This is a genomic window from Klebsiella sp. RC2 (assembly GCF_014192815.1).
GTDB lineage: Bacteria > Pseudomonadota > Gammaproteobacteria > Enterobacterales > Enterobacteriaceae > Klebsiella > Klebsiella variicola.
The window spans coordinates 75,047-99,435 of the sequence record NZ_JACHYL010000006.1; the positions used below are offsets into that span (position 1 = coordinate 75,047).

Sequence of the window (24,389 nt, forward strand, 5' to 3'; positions counted from 1 at the left end):
CAGGATACCGCCCGGCCAGACGGCTACGAATATTTTTTGCTGCGCCGGGTCGGGGCGGTGTTGGCCGGATCGTCCGGCCAGACGTGTTTCGGGTAGCGTCCCTTCATCTCTTTTTGCACCTCGCGGTAGCTTCCCTGCCAGAAGGCGCTCAGATCGCGGGTGATCTGCAGCGGACGCTGGGCGGGCGACAGCAGCTCCAGCACCAGCGGCACCCGCCCCTCGGCGATAACCGGCGTCGTGGCCTCGCCGAACATCTCCTGCATACGTACCGCCAGCGCTGGCGGGTTCTCCGCATGGTAACGGATCGCCAGACGGCTGCCGGTCGGCACGGTATAGTGCGTCGGCAGCTCGCGATCCAGCTTCTGGCGCAGCGGCCACGGCAGCCAGTCCTGTAGCGCCTGACGCAGATCCAGTGCCTTCAGCGCCCGCAGCGAGTGAACGCCGTTCATCTGCGGCAGCAGCCATGCCTCCAGCGAGGCCAACAGCGAAGCGTCATCCACCGCGGGCCACGCCTCTTCCGGCAACCACTGCGCCGCACACTGCAGCCGCAGTCGCAGCTGCTCAGCCTCTGGCGTCCAGTTGAGCACACCGAGGCCTTTCTCACGAATACCGTTGAGCATCGCCTGATGCAGCTCCGCCTCAGAGGGCTTCGCCAGCGGCTGGGTCTTGATCACCAACTGGCCTATCACCGTCCGCCGCCAGGCTTTCAGCGTCCCCTGCGCTTCATCCCACTCCACCGTGTCGGAACGCTGCGCCAGCTCGGGACGGGCGGCGATCAGCTCGCCGATATCCACTGGCAGAGCCAACAGCATGCGGGCATCCGGCGAGGCGCTGCCCTGCAGCAGCAGCGGAGCGATCAGCCACTCATGGCGGCCCAGCGCGTCGTCGGCGTCCAACATCGCGCCCATGCCGTTCGCCAGCTGGTAGCGCCCCTCCTGACCGCGGCGGCGGGCGATGCGATCGGCGAAGGCCGACGCCAGCAACTCCGCCATTCCTTCGGCATCGGGCTGGCCGCCGCGGCGGGCCAGACGCTTCATCAGCTGCTGCGCCCGCTGCTGCCAGTTGGTCTGCTGACGGGAAAAGACGGCGCCCAAATCCACCAGCCCGCCGCGCGGAGGCTCCTCAAGGATCGCCGCCAGCCTGGCCGCCGTCGCCGCCTCGTCATCGGTCTGCGCGGCGGCCAGCATCGCCGCCAGCCGGGGCTCGTTGCCGAGGGTCGCCATTTTGCGGCCAAACGCCGACAGCCGCTCGCCGTCCAGCGCCGAGAGCGCCTCCAGCAGGCGGCGCGCGGCGGCCAGGTTCACCGCGGGCGGCTGATCCAGCCAGGCCAGCGCGGCCGGATCGTGGCAGCCCCACTGCAGCAGCTCCAGCAGTAGCGCCGACAGATCGCTGTGCAGGATCTCCGGTTCGCTCTGCGCCGCCGCCCGTTCCGCCTGTTCTTTGCCGAGCAAATGCAGGCAGATCCCCGGAGAGAGACGGCCGGCGCGTCCGGCACGCTGCGTCATCGATGCCTGGCTGACGCGCTGCGTCACCAGCCGGGTCAGGCCGGTGCGCGGGTCAAAGCGGGCGACCCGCTCCTGGGCACTGTCGACCACCAGGCGGATCCCCTCGATGGTCAGACTGGTCTCGGCGATATTGGTGGCCAGCACCACTTTGCGCTTCCCGGCCGGCGCCGGGAGGATCGCTTTGCGCTGCTCGCTTAGGGGCAGCGCGCCGTACAGCGGGCAGAGGATGACATCCTCCGCCACGCGCTCCGTCAGCTGTTCCTGAACGCGCTGGATCTCACCGACGCCAGGCAGAAACAGCAGCATCGATCCCTGTTCATGTCGCAACAGCTCCGCTGCCGCCACCGCCACCGCCTCATCAAAGCGCTGGTGCGTGGGAAGCGGGTTGAAACGGCGCTCCACCGGATAAGCGCGCCCCTCCGAGACCACCACTGGCGCCTCAGGCAGCAGACGCTGCAGGCGATCGTTATCGAGGGTCGCCGACATGATCAGCAGCTTGAGATCGTCACGCAATCCCTGCTGGACGTCGAGCAGCAAGGCCAGCGCCAGATCCGCCTGCAGGCTACGCTCGTGAAACTCATCGAGGATCACCAGCCCCACGCCCGCCAGCTCCGGATCGCGCTGGATCATGCGCGTCAGGATCCCCTCCGTGACCACCTCCAGGCGGGTCTGCGGCCCGACGCAGGTTTCGGCGCGCATGCGGTAACCCACGGTCTCCCCCGGCTTTTCGCCAAGCAGTTCAGCCAGCCGCTGCGCGACATTACGCGCCGCCAGGCGCCTCGGCTCCAGCAGGATAATGCGTCCCGCGATGTTGCCCTCGGCGAGGATCTGCAGCGGCAGCCAGGTCGATTTCCCGGCGCCGGTCGGCGCGTTGAGCAAAACCTGCGGCGCGTGCTGCAGGGCGGATAACAGTTCTGGGAGGACGGCGGCAACCGGCAATGAGGACACAAAAGGCTCCGGGGGTTAACATTCAGGGGCTCGCATTGTAGCATCCCCCTAATTCATTACCGAGTCTCTATCATGTCTGAGCCGAAAAGGCTGTTTTTTGCGCTTGAACTGCCGTCTGCCGTCCAGAAACAGATCGTCCAGTGGCGGGCAAGCCACTTCCCCGAGGATGCCGGCAGGCCCGTCGCGGCGGATAACCTCCATCTGACGCTGGCGTTTCTCGGCGAGGTGAGCGCGGAAAAACAGCGGGCGCTGGCCGCCCTCGCTGGCCGGCTGCGCCAGCCGGGCTTTACCCTGACGCTGGACGATGCCGGACAGTGGCTGCGCTCACGGGTGGTCTGGCTCGGGACCCGTCAGCCGCCGCGCGGCCTGCTGCAGCTCGCCAGTATGCTGCGCGCTCAGGCGGCGCGCAGCGGCTGCTATCAGAGCCCGCAGCCGTTTCATCCGCATATTACCCTGTGGCGCGATGCCCGCCAGGCGGTGCCGATCCCGGCTCCCGGCTTTCACTGGTCGTTTCCGGTGAACGAGTTCGTGCTTTATGAGTCCAGCTTCGGCCGGGGGCGCACGCGCTACACGGCGCTGGAACGTTATCCGTTTCATAAGGAAAGTTGATGCAGTTTGATCCGCCGTTACAGCCCGCTATTTTGCTTAAACGTTACAAACGATTTCTTGCTGACGTGGTTACCCCCGATGGCCGTGAGCTGACGCTTCACTGCCCCAATACCGGCGCAATGACCGGTTGCGCCGCCCCGGGCGACACCGTCTGGTATTCCACTTCTGACAATGCGAAGCGCAAATATGCCCACACCTGGGAATTAACTGAAACGCAACAGGGCGCGGTTATTTGCGTCAATACGCTGCGCGCGAATTCGCTGGCAAAAGAGGCGATTTCCGCCGGAATAATCCCTGAGCTTTCCGGCTATAACCAGCTGAAAAGCGAAGTGAAATATGGCGAAGAGAATAGCCGTATCGATATTATGTTACAGGCAGATGACCGACAAAACTGCTATATTGAAGTGAAATCGGTTACGTTGGCGGAGAAAGAATACGGTTATTTTCCCGATGCGGTAACCACGCGCGGTCAGAAGCACCTGCGGGAGCTGATGGCCGTCGCGGCAAATGGCGACCGTGCGGTGATTTTATTTGCCGTTTTGCATTCGGCAATTGACCGTTTCTCTCCCGCGCATCATATTGATGCCAGATACGCACAGCTGTTAACAGAAGCCCGCGACAAGGGGGTGGAAATTCTCGCCTGGAAGGCGGAACTTTCTACGACGAAGATGACTCTGAATAAGCCGATTGCCGTGGTGTTAAACCCCGGGAAATAAGTGGCTAAATAGTGTTCGGGTCGCAAGCGCGAATACGCTTTTCTTCACAGGGTTGTCAAGTGTAACGTTTAGATAATTGCTATCCGGAAAAGCATCTGCTATTTATAGCGGCCTGATTTTCCCCCACATGGGGATCGATAGTGCGTGTTAAGGAGAAGCAACATGCAAGAAGGGCAAAACCGTAAAACATCGTCCCTGAGTATTCTCGCCATCGCTGGGGTGGAGCCGTACCAAGAGAAGCCGGGCGAAGAGTATATGAACGAAGCCCAGCTGGCGCACTTCAAGCGTATTCTTGAAGCATGGCGTAATCAACTCAGGGATGAAGTGGATCGCACCGTAACGCACATGCAGGATGAAGCTGCTAACTTCCCGGATCCGGTAGACCGTGCCGCCCAGGAAGAAGAGTTCAGCCTGGAACTGCGTAACCGCGACCGCGAACGTAAACTGATCAAAAAGATCGAGAAAACGCTGAAAAAAGTTGAAGATGAAGACTTCGGCTACTGCGAATCCTGCGGCGTGGAGATCGGCATTCGCCGTCTGGAAGCGCGTCCGACTGCGGATCTGTGCATTGACTGCAAAACCCTGGCGGAAATTCGCGAAAAACAGATGGCGGGCTAATCCCCTGCTGCCTCACTCTCTGGCGGGAGTCTCTCCCGCCTGGTTCTGTTGTCCGTAACATGACTGACTCACGCTATATTGGGCGCTTTGCTCCCTCCCCCTCCGGTGAACTCCACTTCGGCTCTTTGATTGCCGCGCTCGGCAGCTACCTGCAAGCCCGCGCGAACCAGGGTATCTGGCGCGTTCGTATTGAAGATATCGACCCGCCGCGCGAAGTCCCCGGGGCCGCCGACACCATTCTGCGCCAGCTTGACCACTACGGTCTGCACTGGGACGGCGAGGTGCTCTGGCAGTCGCAACGACATGAAGCTTACCGCGAGGCGCTGGCCTGGCTGGGTGAACAAGGGCTGAGCTATTACTGCACCTGCACCCGCGCGCGGATCCATGCCGTAGGCGGGATCTACGATGGTCACTGCCGCGACCTCGGGCTGGGGGCGGAAAACGCCGCGCTGCGCCTGCGCCAGACCCGTCCGGTGCTGCAGTTCACCGATCGCCTGCGCGGCACGCTGGTCGCCAACGAGCCGCTGGCGCGCGAGGATTTTATTATCCACCGTCGCGACGGCCTGTTTGCCTACAATCTGGCGGTGGTGGTTGATGACCACTTTCAGGGGATCACCGAGATCGTCCGCGGCGCTGACCTGATTGAGCCGACGGTCCGGCAGATTTCACTGTATCAGCATTTTGGCTGGCAGGCGCCGGACTACCTCCATCTGCCGCTGGCCCTCAATGCTGACGGGAATAAACTCTCTAAACAAAACCACGCACCGGCGCTGCCGGAAGGCGATCCGCGCCCCGAAATTGTCCGGGCGCTCCGGTTTCTTAATCAGGACATCGCCCAGGACTGGCAAGCCCTGAGCATGGACGATTTACTCAGTCAGGCCGTCGCCAACTGGCAGCCCGCAAAAATCGAGCATTCTCAAATGGCTCCCGCTGAGCTATGATTAGCCGCTATTTTTATACTGTACAGTTGATCTGAAGTCCGTCTGACACTACGAGGTGCACCATTTTTACCCGAGTCGCTAATTTTTGCCGTAAGGTGCTAAGCCGTGAGGAGCGCGAGGCAGAAGCCGCCGTCGAACCCATGCCTATGACGGTGATCCCGCGTGAGCAGCATGCTATTTCCCGCAAAGATATCAGTGAAAACGCCCTCAAGGTCATGTACCGCCTCAACAAGGCAGGCTACGAATCCTGGCTGGTCGGCGGCGGTGTCCGCGACCTGCTGCTTGGCAAAAAGCCGAAAGATTTTGACGTCACCACCAACGCCACACCGGATCAGGTGCGCAAGCTGTTCCGCAACTGCCGTCTGGTCGGGCGACGTTTCCGCCTGGCGCACGTCATGTTCGGGCCGGAAATCATTGAAGTGGCCACCTTCCGCGGCCACCACGAAGGGCACACCACCGATCGCGTGACCTCCCAGCAGGGCCAGAATGGCATGCTGCTGCGGGATAACATCTTCGGCTCGATCGAAGAGGATGCCCAGCGTCGCGACTTCACCATCAATAGCCTTTATTACAGCGTGGCTGACTTTACCGTTCGCGACTACGTCGGCGGCATGAAGGATCTGCAGGACGGCGTGATCCGCCTGATCGGCAATCCGGAAACCCGCTATCGCGAAGATCCGGTACGCATGCTGCGCGCGGTGCGCTTTGCCGCCAAGCTGGATATGCGTATCAGCCCGGAAACGGCTGAACCGCTGCCGCGCCTGGCCACCCTGCTCCACGACGTGCCGCCGGCACGCCTGTTTGAAGAGGTGCTTAAGCTGCTGCAGGCCGGGTATGGCTACCAGACCTACATGCTGCTGCGCGAATACAACCTGTTCCAGCCGCTGTTCCCGACCATCACCCGCTACTTTACCGAGCGCGGCGACAGCCCGATGGAACGGATCATCAGCCAGGTGCTGAAGAACACCGATAACCGCATTCATAACGACATGCGCGTCAATCCGGCCTTCCTCTTCGCGGTGATGTTCTGGTATCCGCTGCTGGAGACGGCGCAAAAAATCGCCCAGGAGAGCGGCCTGGCATACTACGATGCCTTCGCTCTGGCGATGAACGATGTCCTGGACGAAGCCTGCCGTACGCTGGCGATCCCTAAGCGCATTACCACCCTTATTCGTGATATCTGGCAGCTGCAGCTGCGCATGTCCCGTCGCCAGGGCAAACGCGCCTGGAAACTGATGGAGCATCCGAAATTCCGTGCCGCCTACGATCTGCTGGAGCTGCGTGCCGGGGCGGAAAACAACAGCGAACTGCAGCGTCTGACCAAATGGTGGGGCGAATTCCAGGTTGCCGCGCCGCCGGAACAAAAAGACATGCTCAACGACCTCGGGGACGATCCGGCGCCACGCCGTCGCCACCGTCGTCCGCGCAAACGCGCGCCGCGTCAGGGTAACGCATGACCCTGGTCTATATCGCGCTTGGCAGTAACCTTGCTTCTCCGCTGGAGCAGGTGCAGGCAGCCATCCGCGCGCTGGGCGATATTCCGCACAGCCGCGTGGTGAACGTCTCTTCGTTCTACCGCACGCCGCCGCTGGGCCCGCAGGATCAGCCGGACTATCTCAACGCCGCCGTCGCGCTGGAAACCACCCTGGCGCCCGATGCGCTGCTCGATCACACTCAGCGCATCGAGCTGCAGCAGGGTCGGGTGCGCAAAGCTGAACGTTGGGGACCGCGCACGCTCGACCTCGACATCATGCTGTTTGGCGATGAGGTCATCAATAGCCCGCGCCTGACCGTTCCGCACTACGATATGAAAAACCGCGGCTTTATGCTCTGGCCGCTGTTCGAGATCGCTCCGGATCTCCATTTTCCTGACGGCCCTGCGCTGCGCGCTGTGCTGGATGATCTGGGCGCGGAAAAACCCGCGAGCTGGTAATCCCCTCTCCTTTTTTAGCATTTGCGGCGATCGTCGTAATCGGTTGCCCAAAATCATTGCCCCTCTGAATGCTGCTGTTAGAATGCCGGTTAATATGACTTTCATCATCAGGAAATGTTATGAAACCGACCACCATTGCCCTGCTGCAGAAATGCAAACAGGAAAAGAAGCGCTTTGCCACCATTACCGCCTACGACCATAGCTTCGCGAAGCTGTTCGCCGATGAAGGCATTAATGTGCTGCTGGTGGGCGATTCCCTGGGAATGACGGTACAGGGTCACGACTCCACCCTGCCGGTCACCGTGGAAGATATCGCCTATCACACCCGCGCCGTCCGCCGCGGTGCGCCGAACAGCCTGCTGCTTGCCGACCTGCCGTTCATGGCCTACGCCACCCCCGAGCAGACCTTTGCAAATGCGGCCATCGTGATGCGCGCTGGCGCCAATATGGTCAAACTCGAAGGCGGCGCCTGGCTGGCCGATACCGTGAAGATGCTGGCGGAACGCGCGGTGCCGGTTTGCGGCCACCTCGGCCTCACGCCGCAGTCGGTAAACGTATTCGGCGGGTATAAAGTGCAGGGGCGCGGCGATGCGGCGCAGACCCTGTTTGACGACGCGTTAGCGCTGGAAGCGGCTGGCGCGCAGCTGCTGGTGCTGGAGTGCGTCCCGGTAGAACTGGCGAAACGCATTACCGACGCCCTGACCATTCCAGTGATCGGCATCGGCGCGGGCAATGTCACCGACGGGCAAATCCTGGTGATGCATGACGCATTCGGGATCACCGGCGGCCACATCCCTAAATTCGCCAAGAATTTCCTTGCCGAAGCGGGCGACATCCGCGCCGCGGTACGGCAGTATATTGCCGAAGTTGAATCCGGGGTCTATCCGGGCGAAGAACACAGTTTCCATTAAGGAGTCTTGTTGTGCTGATTATTGAATCCGTGCTGCTGCTGCGTCAGCATATCCGCCGTCTGCGTCAGGAAGGTAAGCGTATCGCGCTGGTTCCGACGATGGGCAACCTGCATGATGGTCATATGAAGCTGGTTGATGAGGCTAAAGCCAGCGCGGACGTGGTGGTGGTCAGTATTTTCGTCAATCCGATGCAGTTTGACCGCGCCGACGACCTGGCGCGCTATCCGCGTACCCTGCAGGATGATTGCGAAAAGCTGAACAAGCGCCATGTCGACTTTGTCTTCGCGCCGACGCCGGCGGAAGTTTATCCCCAGGGCACCGAAGGCCAGACCTACGTCGACGTCCCCGGCCTGTCCACTATGCTGGAAGGCGCCAGCCGCCCGGGCCACTTCCGCGGCGTGTCGACCATCGTCAGTAAGCTGTTCAATCTGGTTCAGCCGGACGTCGCCTGCTTCGGCGAGAAAGACTTTCAGCAGCTGGCGCTGATCCGCAAGATGGTCGCCGACATGGGCTACGATATCGAGATTATCGGCGTGCCGATCGTCCGCGCGAAAGATGGCCTGGCGCTGAGCTCGCGTAACGGCTACCTGACCGCCGACCAGCGCAAAATCGCTCCCGGCCTCTACAAAGTGCTGAGCGCGGTGGCGGAAAAACTGGCCGCCGGCGATCGCCAGCTCGATGAGATCATCGCTATCGCTGAACAGGAGCTAAATGAAAAAGGCTTCCGCGCCGACGACATTCAGATCCGCGATGCCGACACCCTGCTTGAGCTGACGGATGCCAGCCAGCGCGCGGTGATCCTGATGGCCGCCTGGCTGGGTCAGGCCCGCCTGATCGACAACCAGATCGTCACGCTCGGTCAGTAGACAGCGGGTAAAAATCGGGCAATACTTGCCCGGGCTTTTCTCAGGGCGGACGACCTGTCCGCTCTGCTACATTAAGGTTGAAGGGTAGAAGTTATGATGCGTAATATGCTGCAGGGCAAGCTCCACCGCGTAAAAGTCACGCAGGCTGACCTGCACTATGAAGGTTCATGCGCCATTGACCAGGATTTCCTGGATGCGGCCGGTATTCTGGAGAATGAAACCATTCACCTCTGGAACGTCACCAACGGCAATCGTTTCTCCACCTATGCGATTGCCGCCGAACGGGGTTCCAGAATCATCTCCGTCAACGGCGCCGCCGCGCACTGCGCCAGCGTCGGCGATATCCTGATCATCGCCAGCTTCGTCACCATGTCGGACGAAGAGGCGCGCACCTGGCAGCCCAACATCGCCTACTTCGAAGGCGACAACGAAATGAAGCGCCAGGCAAAAGCGATTCCGGTGCAGGTCGCCTGATGACCACGGCGCCGCGCTCAGGCGCAGCGCCGAAGTTTACCCCTGCGGCTGGTTACTGATCAGCCGCGACATCGTCTCCAGCGAATCCGTGCGTAAGATATATAACCGCTTTAGCAGAAACGGATTGTCCCCCGGCTTCACCTTCCCACGCACCGTCGTCACCGCCATATGAAACCCGGCGTCATTCGCCGCCTGCACCGCCGTGGCGTTATAGCCGCCGAAGGGATAGGAAAGGTAGAGAACATGCGGATTAAACTGGCTGAGCGCCCGGCGCGAGCGGGCGAAATCAAACAGAATATTATGGTAATTGCGGCTGAATAAAATCGGCCGGCGGCCGGCGTCAACCCGATGCAGGAAGTGGGTATGCGACTGAATATCAAAAACATCCTGGATCTGCCGGAGCTCAGAAATACTCATGAACTGCAGCGATTTCGGATCCCATTTCTGCGGATGGCGCTTAATACGCGAGGAGATAATAAACGCGGTGGCATGAAAACCGTACTGCTTTAGTACCGGATAGGCGTAACGGTTTACCGATTTCAGGCCGTCATCGAAGGTGATGACCACTGCCCGCGCCGGAAGGTTGATTTTATTACGCACATAGCCTTCCAGCTGATACAGGGTCAGCGTGGTATAGCCCTGATCGCGCAGCCAGGTCATCTGGTTGTTGAAGGCGCGTACCGAGGTGGTGGTCGAGGTATGGCGGAAACGGGTGTTCTCTTCGTCGCGCAGAATGTGATGATAGGTCAGTACGGGAATACCATTATCTTCCTGTGCATCCAGACTGCTGACCCACGCCAGCCGGTCGCCAATGCGGATCTGAAACCAGGTCTGATTGAGCCGGTCTTTTAGCTTGCTGAGGATCGGATAGCGCAGGTTAGTGGCCAGCGTACCAAACGGCACGCTGCTCACGGCGGGTGTGTTGTAGAGCGGCGTATCTTTCCAGGTGAGCAAATTCTGGTTACTCAACGGTTTATTGAGATCCCCCAGTCGGTCCTCCACTCGCTGCTTACCCTGTACCGGCTCGAGGTGGCCTTTATCAATAAACCCGGTGCCGAAGCCGAAGCGAAATTCATAATAGTCAGCCGCCGTCGGGACGACCGCGAGGATCTGCCCGGCACGCACATTGCCGACGCTGACCACATGATTCCCCACCTGCGCCCAGATGACCGCATCTTCGGTGGTCTGCATATAGTGTACAGGCTTGCCCTGCTGGCTAAGCAGACTGGCGGAAGCGCTGAGCGAGGTCAGTAAAAGAAGCAGCGTAAAAAATCGGGCAAGCATGCGCATCGAACCGGTAAACCATCAACGGCAGTTATTGTAACAAAAGCAGCATCTGTCACGCTGCTTAATTTCCGAAGGTATCATGGCGCAAGCGGAACGGGGGATTCTTCTGCTGCTGATGCCACAGGCTGCTCACCATCGGCCCGCCTGCGCTGACGATGGCCTGGCGAAACGCCTCGCTGCTTAACGTGTTCCGCAGCAGATACATTCGCTCAAGTAATGAATAGCTGACGCCGGAGATCACTTCGCAGTGGGTATGTTTGTGGCTCATCAGCGCCGCGGCCCGATAAGGCGCCGCGCCGGTTCTGTCGGTCAGGAAAATGACCCCGTCCCCGGAGTCGGTGGCATGCAGCGCATCGCACATCATCCGGCTCAACATATTACTGCTGAGATTGCGCCAGTAATTGACCGCCCGGCACTGGGCCAGCGGACCAAATTTTCGTTCAAGACGATCCAGCATCTCCTGCGCCAGCTCATCGTGGCAGGTAATGACCCAACCAAGCATGCTTCCCTCCTTAGCCAGCCAACAATGTAGCAAGGGGAGGATGGCGTATCGGTGATGGCGGTCAAAGATAAGCGGTTAGCGCTTCGCGTATTGGCATCAGGAAGCGCTAACCGTGATGAACATCAGCTGCGCAGGCCGCGGCCGCGCTGGATTAACGACCAGCAAAGCAGATAGAAGGCGACGATGAAGACCACCAGCACCGCAAAGGTGGTCACCAGCGGCACATCGTTGATACCCAGGAAGCCGAAGCGGAAACCGCTGATCATGTAGACGATGGGATTCAGATGCGACAGCCCCTGCCAGAACGGCGGCAGCAGGGTCAGCGAGTAGAACACCCCGCCGAGGTAGGTCAGCGGCGTCAGCACAAAGGTCGGGATCAGGCTAATGTCGTCAAAGGTCTTGGCAAACACCGCGTTCAACAGGCCCGCCAGCGAGAACAGCACCGCGGTGAGGAGCAGCGTCAGGGCGACAAACAGCCAGGAGTGAACCTGGAACGGCACAAAGAACAGCGATACCGCCGTCACCAGGATCCCCACGCACAGTCCGCGCGCCACGCCGCCGCCAACGTAGCCAGCGATGATCACATGCGTCGGCACCGGCGCCACCAGCAGCTCTTCAATATTGCGCTGAAACTTGGCGCTGAAGAACGACGAGGCGACATTGGCATAAGCGTTGGTGATCACCGCCATCATGATCAGGCCCGGCACGATAAACTGCATATAGGTAAAGCCGTGCATCTCGCCGATGCGCGACCCGATCAGGTTGCCGAAAATCACGAAGTACAGGGTCATGGTGATCACCGGCGGCACCAGCGTCTGGATCCAGATGCGCATAAAACGGTGGATCTCTTTGGTCCAGATGCTTTTCAGCGCGACCCAATAAAGCTGCATCATGCTGACTCTCCTTTTCGCTCATGCACCAGCGTGACAAACAGCTCTTCCAGACGGTTAGCTTTGTTACGCATACTCAGTACCTGCACCCCCTGGGCGCTCAGTTGGGCAAAGACGCTGTTAATCCCCTGCTCGCGCAGAACCTCGACTTCCAGCGTCGAGGTATCGACCAGTTGGTACTGGTAGCCTTCGAGCTTCGGTACCGGGCTTTTTGGCGCGAGGTCGAGAATAAAGGTCTCTGACTTCAGCTTCGACAGCAGCGCTTTCATCGAGGTGTTTTCCACCAGCGCGCCGTGCTGGATGATGCCGATGTTGCGGCATAGCATTTCGGCCTCTTCGAGATAGTGGGTGGTCAGGATAATGGTGGTTCCGCGATCGTTCAGATCCTTAAGAAAGCCCCACATTGAGCGACGCAGTTCAATATCGACGCCAGCGGTCGGTTCGTCGAGGATCAGCAGCTTCGGCTCATGCATTAGCGCGCGGGCGATCATCAGGCGACGCTTCATCCCGCCGGAGAGCATCCGCGCGCGTTCGTTGCGTTTTTCCCACAGATCGAGCTGTTTTAGGTATTTTTCGCTGCGGGCGACAGCTTCTTTGCGTTCCACGCCGTAGTAGCCCGCCTGGTTAACGACAATCTGCTGCACGGTCTCGAACGGGTTGAAGTTAAATTCCTGCGGCACCAGGCCAAGCTGACGCTTGGCATTGACGACGTCTTTTTCCAGATCGTAGCCAAAGACATTGACCTGACCGGAGGTTTTATTCACCAGCGAACTGATGATGCCGATAGTCGTGGATTTTCCGGCCCCGTTCGGCCCCAGCAGGGCATAGAAATCCCCCGCCTCGACCTGCAGGTCGATTCCCCGCAGCGCCTGAACCCCGCCGGGGTAGGTTTTTTTGAGCTGTTTTAATTCCAGAGCAATGGTCATTAAATATCTCTTCTCGTGTCGTGACACGTCATTAACCCGCCTGACTCACGTTTGCGTTCTACTGGCGCTGGCGCCGCCAACGCATCGGTAGCCTGACGTATCACGGGTTAAGATGGTTTTAAAAAAGGTGAGCTTACCCTATATTAGCGCAACGCACTTACTTGGTTACAGGCCGATAACGTCCATGAATGATATAGATACACTCATCAGCAATAATGCACTATGGTCAAAAATGCTGGTGGAAGAGGACCCCGGCTTTTTTGAGAAACTGTCGCAGACGCAGAAACCGCGCTTCCTTTGGATTGGCTGCTCTGACAGCCGCGTTCCCGCTGAGCGACTTACCGGCCTGGAACCTGGCGAACTGTTTGTCCATCGTAACGTCGCTAACCTGGTGATCCACACCGACCTGAACTGCCTGTCGGTGGTGCAGTATGCCGTCGATGTCCTCGAAGTCGAGCACATTATTATTTGTGGCCACTACGGCTGCGGCGGCGTGCAGGCGGCGGTGGAAAACCCGGAGCTGGGGCTTATCGACAACTGGCTCCTGCATATCCGCGATATCTGGTTCAAGCACAGCTCACTGCTGGGTGAAATGCCTGAGGAGCGCCGTCTGGATACCCTTTGCGAACTCAACGTGATGGAGCAGGTGTACAACCTGGGACATTCGACGATTATGCAATCGGCGTGGAAGCGCGGACAGAAGGTCACCATCCACGGCTGGGCATATGGCATTCACGACGGGCTGCTGCGCGATCTGGATGTCACCGCCGTGAGCCGGGAAACCCTCGAACAGCGCTATCGCCACGGCATCTCCAACCTCAAGATCAAGCACATCAACCACAAATAGCCTTCAGGCTTAGCCCCCCTGGAGAGCGCAGCGCGCGCTGTCCTGGGGGGATATCTCTTACTCGTCCAGCAGGGTAACTTTGCCAATATACGGCAGATGACGGTAGCGCTGGGCGTAGTCGATACCGTAGCCCACCACGAACTCGTCCGGAATGGCGAAACCGACGAACTCAACCGGGACATTCACTTCACGACGGCTTGGTTTATCCAGCAGCGTACAAATGGCCAGCGATTTCGGCTCGCGCAGGCTGAGGATCTCACGCACTTTAGACAGGGTATTGCCGGAATCGATGATGTCTTCCACGATCAGTACATCTTTACCACGGATGTCTTCATCCAGATCTTTGAGGATTTTCACATCACGGGTGGTGGACATGCCGCTGCCGTAGCTGGAGGCGGTCATAAAATCGACTTCATGCGGCACCTGCACTTCACGGCACAGGTCGGCCATGAACATAAATGAGCCGCGAAGCAGCCCCACCAGCACCATTTCGCTGCCGCTGTCCTGATAATGTTCGTTGATTTGACGACCCAGTTCCGCGATGCGCGCTTTGATCTCGGATTCCGGGATCATCACTTCTACAGTATGTTTCATAAGACTAACCATTTGATTCTAAATATAAATCATCAAAGCCGCTGCTTTCGCCCCGACGATGACCGGCAAGCCATCCAGTATACCAGCAAAAAGAAATCTTCGGTGCAGGGATTAATAAAGCCATATTTGTGATTCCGATCACACTTGTTAAAACCTATAATTAATTGCAGTTAAAAAATTAACAAACACATGAGTAACTTTCTATGGCTGAAACAAAGTCTCAACAATCAAGGCTCCTGGTGACGCTGACTGCGCTATTTGCAGCGTTCTGCGGCCTCTATCTTTTAATCGGCGGAGCATGGCTGGTCGTGCTTGGCGGCTCCTGGTACTACCCTATCGCCGGTCTGGTGATGCTGGGCGTGACCGTGATGCTGCTGCGCGGCAAACGCGCTGCGCTGTGGCTGTACGCTGCGCTGCTGCTGGCGACCATGATCTGGGGCGTCTGGGAAGTCGGCTTCGACTTCTGGGCGCTGACGCCGCGTAGCGATATCCTCGTCTTCTTTGGCATCTGGCTGATCCTGCCCTTTGTCTGGCGTCGTCTGCCGGTGCCTTCCGCTGGCGCCGTTGGCGCGCTGGTCGTCGCCCTGCTGATCAGCGGCGGCATGCTGACCTGGGCTGGTTTTAACGACCCGCAGGAAGTCAACGGCACCCTGAGCGCCGACGCCACCCCGGCCGCGCCGATCTCCAACGTTGCCGACGGCGACTGGCCGGCCTATGGCCGCAACCAGGAAGGCCAGCGCTTCTCTCCGCTGAAGCAGATTAACGCCGACAACGTGAAGAACCTGAAGGAAGCCTGGGTATTCCGCACCGGCGACCTGAAGCAACCGAACGACCCGGGTGAAATCACCAACGAAGTGACGCCGATTAAAGTCGGCGACACGCTCTTCCTGTGTACCGCCCACCAGCGTCTGTTCGCGCTGGACGCGGCCACCGGTAAAGAGAAGTGGCATTTTGACCCGCAGCTGAACGCCGATCCGTCGTTCCAGCACGTCACCTGCCGCGGCGTATCTTATCACGAAGCCAAAGCGGATAACGCTCCTGCCGACGTCGTCGCCGACTGTCCGCGCCGTATTATCCTGCCGGTGAACGATGGCCGCCTGTTCGCGGTGAACGCCGACAACGGTAAGCTGTGCGAAACCTTTGCCAATAAAGGTATTCTCAACCTGCAGACCAACATGCCGGTCACCACGCCGGGTATGTATGAACCCACTTCTCCGCCGATTATCACCGATAAAACCATCGTGATTGCCGGCGCGGTCACCGATAACTTCTCAACCCGCGAGCCGTCTGGCGTCATCCGCGGCTTTGATGTGAATACCGGTAAACTCTTGTGGGCCTTCGATCCGGGTGCGAAAGATCCGAACGCCATCCCGAGCGATGAACATCACTTCACGCTCAACTCACCGAACTCCTGGGCGCCTGCCGCCTACGACGCTAAGCTGGATCTGGTCTATCTGCCGATGGGCGTGACCACCCCGGATATCTGGGGCGGCAACCGCACGCCGGAGCAAGAGCGTTACGCCAGCTCGATTGTGGCGCTGAACGCCACCACCGGTAAGCTGGCCTGGAGCTACCAGACCGTCCACCACGATCTGTGGGATATGGATATGCCCTCCCAGCCGACGCTGGCTGACATTGAGGTTAATGGTAAAACCGTACCGGTCGTCTATGCCCCGGCGAAAACCGGCAACATCTTCGTACTGGATCGCCGTAATGGCGAGCTGGTGGTCCCGGCCCCGGAAAAACCGGTTCCGCAGGGCGCTGCCAAAGGGGATTACGTCGCCAAAACCCAGCCGTTCTCCGATCTGAGCTTCCGTCCGAAGAAAGATCTGACCGGGGCGGACATGTGGGGCGCCACTATGTTCGACCAGCTGGTGTGTCGCGTGATCTTCCACCAGATGCGCTATGAAGGTATCTTCACCCCGCCATCTGAGCAGGGCACTCTCGTCTTCCCGGGTAACCTGGGGATGTTTGAATGGGGCGGTATCTCCGTCGATCCGAACCGTCAGGTGGCTATTGCCAACCCGATGGCGCTGCCGTTCGTCTCTAAACTGATCCCACGCGGCCCGGGCAACCCGATGGAGCCGCCGAAAGATGCGAAAGGCTCTGGCACCGAGTCCGGCGTGCAGCCACAGTACGGTGTCCCGTACGGCGTCACCCTGAATCCGTTCCTGTCGCCGTTCGGTCTGCCGTGCAAACAACCGGCCTGGGGCTATATCTCCGCGCTGGATCTGAAAACCAACGAAGTGGTATGGAAAAAACGTATCGGTACTCCGCAGGACAGCCTGCCGTTCCCGATGCCGGTTAAGCTGCCGTTCACCATGGGGATGCCGATGCTTGGCGGTCCGATCTCCACGGCCGGTAACGTCCTGTTCATCGGCGCGACCGCAGATAACTACCTGCGCGCGTACAATATGAGCAACGGCGAGAAGCTGTGGGAAGCCCGTCTGCCAGCCGGCGGTCAGGCCACCCCAATGACCTACGAAGTGAATGGCAAACAGTATGTTGTCATCTCTGCCGGCGGTCACGGCTCGTTCGGTACCAAAATGGGCGATTACATCGTCGCCTATGCGCTCCCGGATGACGCCAAATAAAACGCAAAACGGCAACGAAAGTTGCCGTTTTTTTTGTGTTTATCCCTTCTCCCCATGGAAGATGGCAGCAGGCCGCCGATCCCTAAACCGTGAATCCCAACATCATCCCGGTGTCTTCATGCTCCAGCAGGTGGCAGTGGGCCATATAGGCAAACTCCTTCGGCGCCGGATGATCAAACTTCACCAACACTTCACTGACGTCACCTTCCACGCGGACGGTATCTTTCCAGCCGCTGCGGTGCGCGGCTGGCGGCTTGCCGTTCTCGCTGAGGATACGGAACTGGGTGCCGTGGATATGGAACGGATGCAGCATCATGTCGCCCTTACCCGATATCACCCAGCGCTCATACTGGCCTCTGGCCGCGGCAAACATCGGCACATTCATGTCGAAGGCTTTGCCGTTGATGCGGTTGGCGTTATGGAAATCAAACCCCTTGCCTGACGACATGCCATGATCCCGACCAGCCTCGTGGTTCATATTGCTCATATTGCTCATGTCGCCATGGTGCATATTGCTCATGTCGCCCATGCCGCCATGCCCCATCATGCCGTGGTCCATTCCCGCCATCGCCTGGTCGCCATACTTCTCCATCAGCGCCTGCATGCCCATCCTGTCGAGCATCGGATCCATCGACAGCTGGAGCTGACGCTGCGTCAGCCCCGTCAGGGACGGTAACGCCGGCAGCGTGGCCAGCGTATCCAGCAGTTTGCCGGAGGCGGGAATGACCAGCGGCTGAACGCGCAGCACCGGCTGCGGTTTATCAAAAGGCGCAATGGCCATGCCCATCTGGCTCACCGGCAGGGTCACCAGATCGAAAGGTTTACCGTCGCTGGTGTCCACCAGCACCTCAAAGCGTTCCCCCATCAACACCGGCAATTCATCGACCTTCACCGGCTCGGCCAACAGACCGCCGTCACTGGCCACCACGTACAGCGGACGCTTATCGCTGGTGGCAAAATTGAGGGAACGGGCATTACAGCCGTTTAGCAAGCGCAGACGTAGCCAGCCCCGTGGGGCGGCATGTTCGGGATAGAGAGCGCCGTTGGTCAGCAGCGTATCGCCAAACCAGCCGACAGCGGCGCTCATCACATCCAGCTGGTAGTCGATCTCGCCGGCGGCGGTGAACTTCTTGTCCTGGACAATCACCGGCACATCATCGATTCCCCATTGCTTAGGCAGCAGCAGGCGTCCGCTCTCTTCATCCTCGATCAGCACCAGGCCGGCCAGCCCCATCGCCACCTGCCGGCCGGTGGTCCCATGTTGATGCGGATGAAACCAGCAGGTGGCCGCCCGCTGCGTCGGCGTGAAGCTCACCGTACGGGTGGCGCCCGGGGCGATAACCCCCTGCGGTCCGCCGTCGACCTCGCCCGGGACCTCCAGGCCATGCCAGTGCAGCGTGGTCTCTTCCGCCAGCTGGTTGGTAATGTCAACCGTAATGGTCTTCCCCTGCGTCAACTGTAGCGCAGGACCCAGCAGTGAACCGTTATAGCCCCAGGTGGTGGCGTGCAGAGCGCCAAACTGTGTTTTGCCCGCCTGGATCGTCAGGGCGATACGGTTGCGCGCATCGGCCGTCAACAGCGTCGGTATCGGCAGAGCCGGGCGACTGGCCGCAAAAACCGCACGGCTCCATAGCGGTAATGCGCTGGCCACGCTAACCGCGGCGGTCAGTTTGAGGAAGTCTCGACGTTGCATATTCACATCCTTTTTATTCTGCGGGCGAATATTTGAGCTTAAACCCTACCGTAACGGGAAGGTCAAGCAGAAGAGTAAGAATAAAGATCGGCGCTGTGTAAAGAAGTATGCTAATTTGAAGCGTCGGTGATCTAATGGTAGAAAAAATGAAGACGCTTTTCAGAACAATGGTACTCGGCAGCCTGCTTGCTCTCTCCGCCAACAGCTACGCGCTCAGCGAATCAGAAGCAGAAGATATGGCTGATTTAACCGCGGTTTTTGTGTTTCTGAAAAACGACTGTGGCTACCAGAACCTGCCCAATACACAGATCCGACGCGCGCTGGTGTTCTTTGCCCAACAGAACCAGTGGGACCTGAGCAACTACGACAGCTACAACATGAAAGCGCTTGGCGAGGATAGCTACCGCGATCTCAGCGGTATTAACATCCCGACGGCGAAAAAATGCAAAGCGCTGGCCCGCGATTCGCTCAGCCTGTTGGCTTACGTCAAATAATGACCGGCGCGGACGGTCACGCTCCGCGCCTTTGCCGTTTCATTTGTCACATTTAAATATTTATATCTATATTTATTATTGTATATAAACAAAAATTATTTAATTGCAAACCTATCAATTCGCCAAATAAATTAAACCCCTAATAATGATGAATGACTAAAAAACTAATAAAATATCATTAGTCATATATTGCAAAATAAAAAGCACCCTTCTAGAATCCGGTGAAAATATCCCTACTTCATGGACTGAAATTGTGAATATCTCGCCGACTCTCCGTATTATCCCGCTCGCCGCACTTTTATTAGTGGGCTGTAGCAATACCTCTTCTCGCCAGCAGGTAAAACCGATCACCACGCCGCTCACATCACAGCAGCAGGCTGAGCAGGAGCGAGCGGCCAGCGAACAGGAGCGTATTGAGTCCTGCCGAAAGGCGCTGGATTCACTTAAAGAGGTGAACCCACAGCAGGCAACTAAACTCAGCAATGAGTTCAATGCCCTGGTGCGTTCGGCATCGCAATACAACAATGTGCGCGATAAAGTGGCCGATCCCACCCGACTGGGCATTGACTCCATGTATCAGTTTAAATCCATCAAACTGTGTTCCGATATCCAGAAAACGCTGATCGATACCCTGGTACAGCGTGGTGAAAACAAACTGCCATGAACAAACCCGCCACGCTGACCCCTAAAGCACCACTGCTGATGCTCGTCGCGGCGCTGGCGCTTTCAACCTCATTCTACGCCGGTGCTACGCCGGCTTTTCTCGATTACGCCCAGCAGCAAACTCAGCAAGCTCAGGCGCAAGAAGAGAAAAGCTCTGCGGCCACAGCAAAGCAAGCGTCAGGCGCTCGCCAGAACGCGGACAATAAAAAAACGACGGCCAATAACGCACAGTTGCAAAAAAGAATCGCCAGCCAACAGGCAACGATTGCGCAAAAAGATAAAATTATCCAACAATTAAAAAAACAGCTTACCGCCACACCAGCCACGGATACATCCATTGCGAATGAGCAAGCGGCGTTAAATAATAAAATAAAGCAATTACAGCTCGCCTTAACCGCCGCCACGGCGGAAAATGAGACGTTAATTAAAAAGGAAGTCGTTGCCCGGAATAATACTCTGCAACAGAGCCAGGCTGCCGCACTTAAGCAGATCCAACAATTAACGTCGCAGCTTCAGAGCGTCGAAGCGGAAAATAAACGGCTCAGCACCAGCCTCACCACGCTGAATACAGATAAACAAACGCTGACCTCCCGTCTGGCCGCCGCGGAAAAAGCACAGCAGACCGCACTCGGCCAGCTCACCGCCCTCGACACAGACAAGCAGACACTCACCGCCCGGCTGATGGCTGCGGAAAAAGAGAAACAGGCCGCCCTCGACCAGGCCAAAGCCCTTAACGCCGACAAACAGCCGCTGGCCACCCGACTGGCCGTGGTGGAAAAAGAGAAGCTGGCTGCCCTCGAGCAGGTTAAAGCGCTGACCACCGATAAGCAGTCGCTGACTATCCGGCTCGCCGCTGCGGAGAAGGCACAGCAGGCCGCCCTCGACCAGGCCAAAACACTGAACGCTGATAAACAGCCGCTGGCCAGCCGACTGGCCGCGGCGGAAAAAGAGAAGCTGTCCGCCCTCGACCAGGTCAAAGCGCTGACCACCGATAAGCAGTCGCTGACTATCCGGCTCGACGCCGCGGAGAAAACACAGCAGGCCGCTCTCGACCAGGTCAAGGCGCTAAACGCCGACAAGCAGTCGTTAACCGCCCGGTTGGCCGCCGCGGAAAAAGCGCCAACAACCCGCCCTGACACCGCTGCAGCGCCAAAAAATGAGCCGCCGGAAATGGCGGCGGTTGTTGCAGCCTACCGCCTGCAGGCGGATAAAGACAACGCCCAGCTACGGATGAAAGAAGATGAAATCCAACTGCTGAGAACACAGCTTTCTGTACAGTCTAAAACGCGCAGCGGCGAGACCGCCGCCGCCAAACTCAGCGCATCGGGAGAACAGCAGGCTTATGCGATCGGCGCCTCGATGGGAGCAGAAGCCCTTAACGTTCTCACCACCCGTCGCACTCAGGGAATTACCGTCGACGCCGGGCTGGTGCTGCGGGGTATCGAAGATGCTTTTAGCGGCCAGCTTCGTCTCGGAGAACAGGAGCGTAACAAGGCGCTGTTTGACGTCTCGCAGCAGGTTTTCCAGAACCTGAATAAAATCGAGCAGAAAAACATCAGTGCCGGTAAGAAATATCAGCAGGCGTTTGCGCGCAAAAAAGATGTGGTCTTCAAAGATGGCGTCTACAGTCGCGTCGATTATCCGGGCAAAGGAAAAATAAGCGGTAACGATCTGGTCACCGTAGTAATCAAAGAGATGCTGACGGACGGGACAGTGATCAACGATATGGAAGCGAAAGATCAGGCGCTCACCCAGAAGCTGGATGCCTATCCCCCGGTGTTTCGCGGCCCGCTGCAACGCCTGCAGAACCATGGCTCCTTGACGCTGGTCGTCCCGCCCGAAAAAGCCTATGGCAGTAAAGGATTACCGCCGAAAATCCCGCCAGGCGCCACCATGGTTTATTCCGTGCGGATAGTAGATAGCCAACCCGCACCGGCGAAATAACCCTCCCCCCACCGCTCTCCCCGGGCGGTGGCGGTTATTCCTGCCGCATTGCTGCAATAACCGCCGTGCATCCTCATCTATAGTTGTCTATGATGTTGCACTCGTTTTACGGGTGTAACAGATGTTAACGAAGGAGGAGCCTCACCGTGGCCGATAATCCACTGTGGCATGAAACGCTGCATGACCATTTTGGTCAGTACTTTAGCGTTGATAACGTGCTGTACCACGAAAAAACCGATCATCAGGATTTGATCATCTTCGACAACCGCGCCTTTGGCCGGGTGATGGCGCTGGATGGCGTCGTGCAAACCACCGAACGCGATGAGTTTATCTATCACGAAATGATGACCCACGTGCCGCTGCTGGCCCACGGCAACGCGAAGCATGTCCTGATCATCGGCGGCGGCGACGGCGCGATGCTGCGCGAAGTCTCTCGTCACCGTAGCATCGAAACCATCACCATGGTGGAAATCGATGCCGGGGTGGTCTCATTCTGCCGTCAGTACCTGCCCAACCATAGCGCCGGGGCCTACGACGATCCGCGCTTCACGCTGGTGATTGATGATGGCGTCAATTTTGTTAACCAGACGACGCAAACGTTTGACGTGATCATTTCGGACTGTACCGACCCTATCGGTCCGGGCGAAAGCCTGTTCACCTCGGCTTTTTATGAAGGCTGCAAACGCTGCCTGAACCCGGGGGGCGTGTTCGTTGCCCAAAACGGCGTTTGTTTCCTGCAGCAGGACGAAGCGGTCGGTAGCCATCGCAAACTGAGCCACTATTTTCGCGACGTCAGCTTCTATCAGGCGGCCATCCCAACCTATTACGGCGGGATCATGACTTTTGCCTGGGCGAGCGACAACGAGGCGTTGCGCCATCTCTCCAGCGAAATCATTCAGGCGCGCTTTCACAAAGCCAACCTGACCTGCCGTTACTACAATCCGGCAATCCATACGGCGGCCTTCGCCTTACCACAATATCTGCATGATGCTCTGTCCGCACCGTGACGCGAAGTAAGGGGGTGAACTAAATTGAAAAAATTGAAGCTGCATGGCTTTAACAACCTGACCAAAAGCCTGAGTTTTTGTATCTACGATATCTGTTACGCCAAAACGGCAGAGGAGCGTGACGGCTACATCGCTTATATCGACGAACTCTATAATGCCAATCGCCTGACGGAGATCCTGACAGAAACCTGTTCTATTATTGGCGCCAATATCCTGAATATCGCCCGCCAGGATTATGAACCCCAGGGCGCCAGCGTGACCATTCTGGTCAGCGAAGAGCCTGTCGATCCCAAGCTTATCGACCAGACCGAACATCCAGGTCCGTTACCGGAAACCGTGGTCGCCCATCTCGATAAGAGCCATATCTGCGTGCATACCTACCCGGAGAGCCATCCGGAAGGTGGACTGTGCACCTTCCGCGCCGATATTGAAGTCTCTACCTGCGGGGTCATTTCTCCGCTTAAAGCGCTGAACTATCTGATCCACCAGCTGGAATCGGACATTGTGACCATTGACTACCGCGTGCGCGGCTTTACCCGCGATATCAATGGGATGAAGCATTTTATCGATCATGAAATCAATTCGATTCAGAACTTTATGTCCGATGACATTAAGTCGTTGTATGACATGGTCGATGTGAACGTTTATCAGGAAAATATCTTCCATACCAAAATGTTGCTCAAGGAGTTCGACCTTAAGCACTACATGTTCCATACCCGGCCGGAAGAATTGACCGCCGAAGAGCGCAAGGTCATTACCGATCTGCTGTGGAAAGAGATGCGCGAGATTTACTACGGCCGCAATATTCCTGCCGTGTAATATTGGAAATGCCCGGCGGCGCTTGCGCTTGCCGGGCCTGGGATTCTGCGCCGCCTGGTCGCCCGGGTAAGGCACCAGCCGCTACCCGGGGATTTCCCCTGCTCACGCTACGCTTAGCAGGGCTACGCTCTTGCGCCACCCGACATAAAAGGCGTCATTAACGCTGCTGCATAAATTCACGATAAGCGGCAACGACCTGCAGGAAATCCTCCACGCCGCAGAGAGAGAGACTTTCTTCGTCGTAGTAGCTCATCCCCTCCTCGATTTCGTCGCCGGAAAACTCCAGCTGATTGGCGCGGATCATCACCTCTTCGCCATCCAGCCACAGCGTATATTCATGGCCAGCCCGCTGCCAGGAACGTTCACTGCCCTTCACGGTGCGTGCAGCCTGCTCTACTTCATCAAGCAGGGCAAGATTGTCTTTCACCTCTTCGTTGAACCAGTGGCCGATCGCCTCGTGATCCATCGACATTCGCACCTTTACCACTCCGGTAATATCGCGCAGAAATTCGTAGTCCATAGTCTTTTCCTCTGCAAGGGCAATGCGTCACCGCTGCACTGTACCCATGCAGTAATTATCGCAGCAGACAGAAAGAAAAAAAGCGTAA

Annotated in this window: 25 protein-coding genes; 16 read left to right on the forward strand and 9 right to left on the reverse strand. The window is 58.1% G+C overall.

Translation table 11 applies throughout. From position 1 onward, the window contains the following. Positions 1–23 precede the first annotated feature (23 nt). Positions 24–2,453, reverse strand: a complete 2,430-nt coding sequence (gene hrpB, locus FHW76_RS18580; protein ID WP_032732528.1) for an ATP-dependent helicase HrpB — start codon at positions 2,451–2,453, stop codon at positions 24–26. Positions 2,454–2,525: 72 nt separating this feature from the next. Between hrpB and thpR the strand changes: the two genes are divergently transcribed. The 9 genes from thpR (at position 2,526) to panD (ending at position 9,521) form a co-directional block, all read left to right on the forward strand. Continuing rightward, a complete protein-coding gene (thpR, locus tag FHW76_RS18585) occupies positions 2,526–3,062 on the forward strand; it encodes an RNA 2',3'-cyclic phosphodiesterase (RefSeq protein WP_008807387.1) in 537 nt (178 codons plus the stop codon). Further along, on the forward strand, positions 3,062–3,778 hold the full coding sequence (gene sfsA / locus FHW76_RS18590; RefSeq protein ID WP_008807388.1) for a DNA/RNA nuclease SfsA: 717 nt from the start codon (positions 3,062–3,064) through the stop codon (positions 3,776–3,778). Before thpR ends, sfsA begins: the two co-directional genes overlap by 1 nt. Positions 3,779–3,940: 162 nt before the next feature. Further along, positions 3,941–4,396 carry an RNA polymerase-binding protein DksA gene (gene dksA / locus FHW76_RS18595; RefSeq protein ID WP_007749299.1) on the forward strand — a complete coding sequence of 152 codons (456 nt, stop codon included), beginning with the start codon at positions 3,941–3,943 and terminating at the stop codon, positions 4,394–4,396. Between the two features lie 59 nt (positions 4,397–4,455). Beyond that, positions 4,456–5,337, forward strand: coding sequence for a tRNA glutamyl-Q(34) synthetase GluQRS (gluQRS, locus tag FHW76_RS18600; RefSeq protein ID WP_023322074.1), 882 nt, complete (start codon positions 4,456–4,458; stop codon positions 5,335–5,337). Positions 5,338–5,399: 62 nt separating this feature from the next. Continuing rightward, complete coding sequence (gene pcnB, locus FHW76_RS18605) at positions 5,400–6,794, forward strand: polynucleotide adenylyltransferase PcnB (RefSeq protein WP_071582539.1); 1,395 nt, start codon at positions 5,400–5,402, stop codon at positions 6,792–6,794. Next, on the forward strand, positions 6,791–7,270 hold the full coding sequence (gene folK, locus FHW76_RS18610; RefSeq protein WP_012542831.1) for a 2-amino-4-hydroxy-6-hydroxymethyldihydropteridine diphosphokinase: 480 nt from the start codon (positions 6,791–6,793) through the stop codon (positions 7,268–7,270). Before pcnB ends, folK begins: the two co-directional genes overlap by 4 nt. 119 nt (positions 7,271–7,389) lie before the next feature. Further along, positions 7,390–8,181 (forward strand): 3-methyl-2-oxobutanoate hydroxymethyltransferase, encoded by a 792-nt coding sequence (gene panB, locus FHW76_RS18615; RefSeq protein ID WP_012968925.1) that lies wholly within the window; start codon positions 7,390–7,392, stop codon positions 8,179–8,181. An 11-nt stretch (positions 8,182–8,192) separates the two neighbouring features. Beyond that, positions 8,193–9,047 carry a pantoate--beta-alanine ligase gene (panC, locus tag FHW76_RS18620; RefSeq protein ID WP_008807394.1) on the forward strand — a complete coding sequence of 285 codons (855 nt, stop codon included), beginning with the start codon at positions 8,193–8,195 and terminating at the stop codon, positions 9,045–9,047. A 93-nt stretch (positions 9,048–9,140) separates the two neighbouring features. Further along, positions 9,141–9,521, forward strand: a complete 381-nt coding sequence (gene panD, locus FHW76_RS18625; RefSeq protein WP_008807395.1) for an aspartate 1-decarboxylase — start codon at positions 9,141–9,143, stop codon at positions 9,519–9,521. A 36-nt stretch (positions 9,522–9,557) separates the two neighbouring features. Here the strand turns inward: panD and FHW76_RS18630 are convergent, their stop codons facing one another. The 4 genes from FHW76_RS18630 to FHW76_RS18645 all read right to left on the reverse strand — a co-directional run bounded on the left by FHW76_RS18630 (position 9,558) and on the right by FHW76_RS18645 (position 13,126). Next, on the reverse strand, positions 9,558–10,811 hold the full coding sequence (locus FHW76_RS18630; protein ID WP_008807396.1) for a polysaccharide deacetylase family protein: 1,254 nt from the start codon (positions 10,809–10,811) through the stop codon (positions 9,558–9,560). A gap of 58 nt (positions 10,812–10,869) precedes the next feature. After that, on the reverse strand, positions 10,870–11,310 hold the full coding sequence (locus tag FHW76_RS18635; protein WP_008807397.1) for a PTS sugar transporter subunit IIA: 441 nt from the start codon (positions 11,308–11,310) through the stop codon (positions 10,870–10,872). Between the two features lie 122 nt (positions 11,311–11,432). Further along, entirely contained in the window at positions 11,433–12,203 is a 771-nt protein-coding gene (locus FHW76_RS18640; RefSeq protein ID WP_044614773.1) for an ABC transporter permease, read from the reverse strand. Then, positions 12,200–13,126, reverse strand: coding sequence for an ABC transporter ATP-binding protein (locus FHW76_RS18645; protein WP_008807399.1), 927 nt, complete (start codon positions 13,124–13,126; stop codon positions 12,200–12,202). Before FHW76_RS18645 ends, FHW76_RS18640 begins: the two co-directional genes overlap by 4 nt. Before the next feature lie 184 nt (positions 13,127–13,310). Here FHW76_RS18645 and can point away from each other — a divergent pair, with 184 nt between their 5' ends. Then, positions 13,311–13,973, forward strand: a complete 663-nt coding sequence (gene can / locus FHW76_RS18650) for a carbonate dehydratase (RefSeq protein ID WP_004204385.1) — start codon at positions 13,311–13,313, stop codon at positions 13,971–13,973. A gap of 57 nt (positions 13,974–14,030) precedes the next feature. Here can and hpt read toward each other — a convergent pair whose 3' ends face one another. Both hpt and FHW76_RS18660 read right to left on the reverse strand, forming a co-directional pair. After that, positions 14,031–14,567: a hypoxanthine phosphoribosyltransferase gene (gene hpt / locus FHW76_RS18655; RefSeq protein WP_004204384.1), complete on the reverse strand. Its 537-nt coding sequence runs from the start codon at positions 14,565–14,567 to the stop codon at positions 14,031–14,033. A gap of 4 nt (positions 14,568–14,571) precedes the next feature. Further along, positions 14,572–14,691, reverse strand: a complete 120-nt coding sequence (locus FHW76_RS18660; RefSeq protein WP_012542835.1) for a hypothetical protein — start codon at positions 14,689–14,691, stop codon at positions 14,572–14,574. A 79-nt stretch (positions 14,692–14,770) separates the two neighbouring features. Here FHW76_RS18660 and FHW76_RS18665 point away from each other — a divergent pair, with 79 nt between their 5' ends. Beyond that, positions 14,771–17,161, forward strand: a complete 2,391-nt coding sequence (locus tag FHW76_RS18665; protein WP_008807401.1) for a glucose/quinate/shikimate family membrane-bound PQQ-dependent dehydrogenase — start codon at positions 14,771–14,773, stop codon at positions 17,159–17,161. Positions 17,162–17,243: 82 nt separating this feature from the next. Here the strand turns inward: FHW76_RS18665 and cueO are convergent, their stop codons facing one another. After that, positions 17,244–18,854: a multicopper oxidase CueO gene (gene cueO / locus FHW76_RS18670; protein WP_008807402.1), complete on the reverse strand. Its 1,611-nt coding sequence runs from the start codon at positions 18,852–18,854 to the stop codon at positions 17,244–17,246. A 146-nt stretch (positions 18,855–19,000) separates the two neighbouring features. On the opposite strand from cueO, the gene FHW76_RS18675 reads away from it, so the two are divergent. The 5 genes from FHW76_RS18675 to speD all read left to right on the forward strand — a co-directional run bounded on the left by FHW76_RS18675 (position 19,001) and on the right by speD (position 23,781). Next, positions 19,001–19,348, forward strand: a complete 348-nt coding sequence (locus FHW76_RS18675; protein ID WP_002888808.1) for a YacC family pilotin-like protein — start codon at positions 19,001–19,003, stop codon at positions 19,346–19,348. Between the two features lie 253 nt (positions 19,349–19,601). After that, entirely contained in the window at positions 19,602–20,012 is a 411-nt protein-coding gene (locus FHW76_RS18680) for a hypothetical protein (RefSeq protein WP_008807403.1), read from the forward strand. A 680-nt stretch (positions 20,013–20,692) separates the two neighbouring features. Beyond that, positions 20,693–21,955, forward strand: a complete 1,263-nt coding sequence (locus FHW76_RS18685) for an FKBP-type peptidyl-prolyl cis-trans isomerase (protein ID WP_183476918.1) — start codon at positions 20,693–20,695, stop codon at positions 21,953–21,955. 146 nt (positions 21,956–22,101) lie between these two features. After that, positions 22,102–22,962 carry a polyamine aminopropyltransferase gene (speE, locus tag FHW76_RS18690; protein WP_008807405.1) on the forward strand — a complete coding sequence of 287 codons (861 nt, stop codon included), beginning with the start codon at positions 22,102–22,104 and terminating at the stop codon, positions 22,960–22,962. 24 nt (positions 22,963–22,986) lie between these two features. Further along, the gene (gene speD, locus FHW76_RS18695; protein WP_008807406.1) at positions 22,987–23,781 is read left to right on the forward strand and encodes an adenosylmethionine decarboxylase; all 795 of its coding nucleotides are present in this window, start codon (positions 22,987–22,989) and stop codon (positions 23,779–23,781) included. A gap of 157 nt (positions 23,782–23,938) precedes the next feature. On the opposite strand, the gene yacL is transcribed toward speD, so the two are convergent. Beyond that, positions 23,939–24,301, reverse strand: a complete 363-nt coding sequence (yacL, locus tag FHW76_RS18700) for a protein YacL (protein WP_004204373.1) — start codon at positions 24,299–24,301, stop codon at positions 23,939–23,941. Positions 24,302–24,389 lie beyond the last annotated feature (88 nt).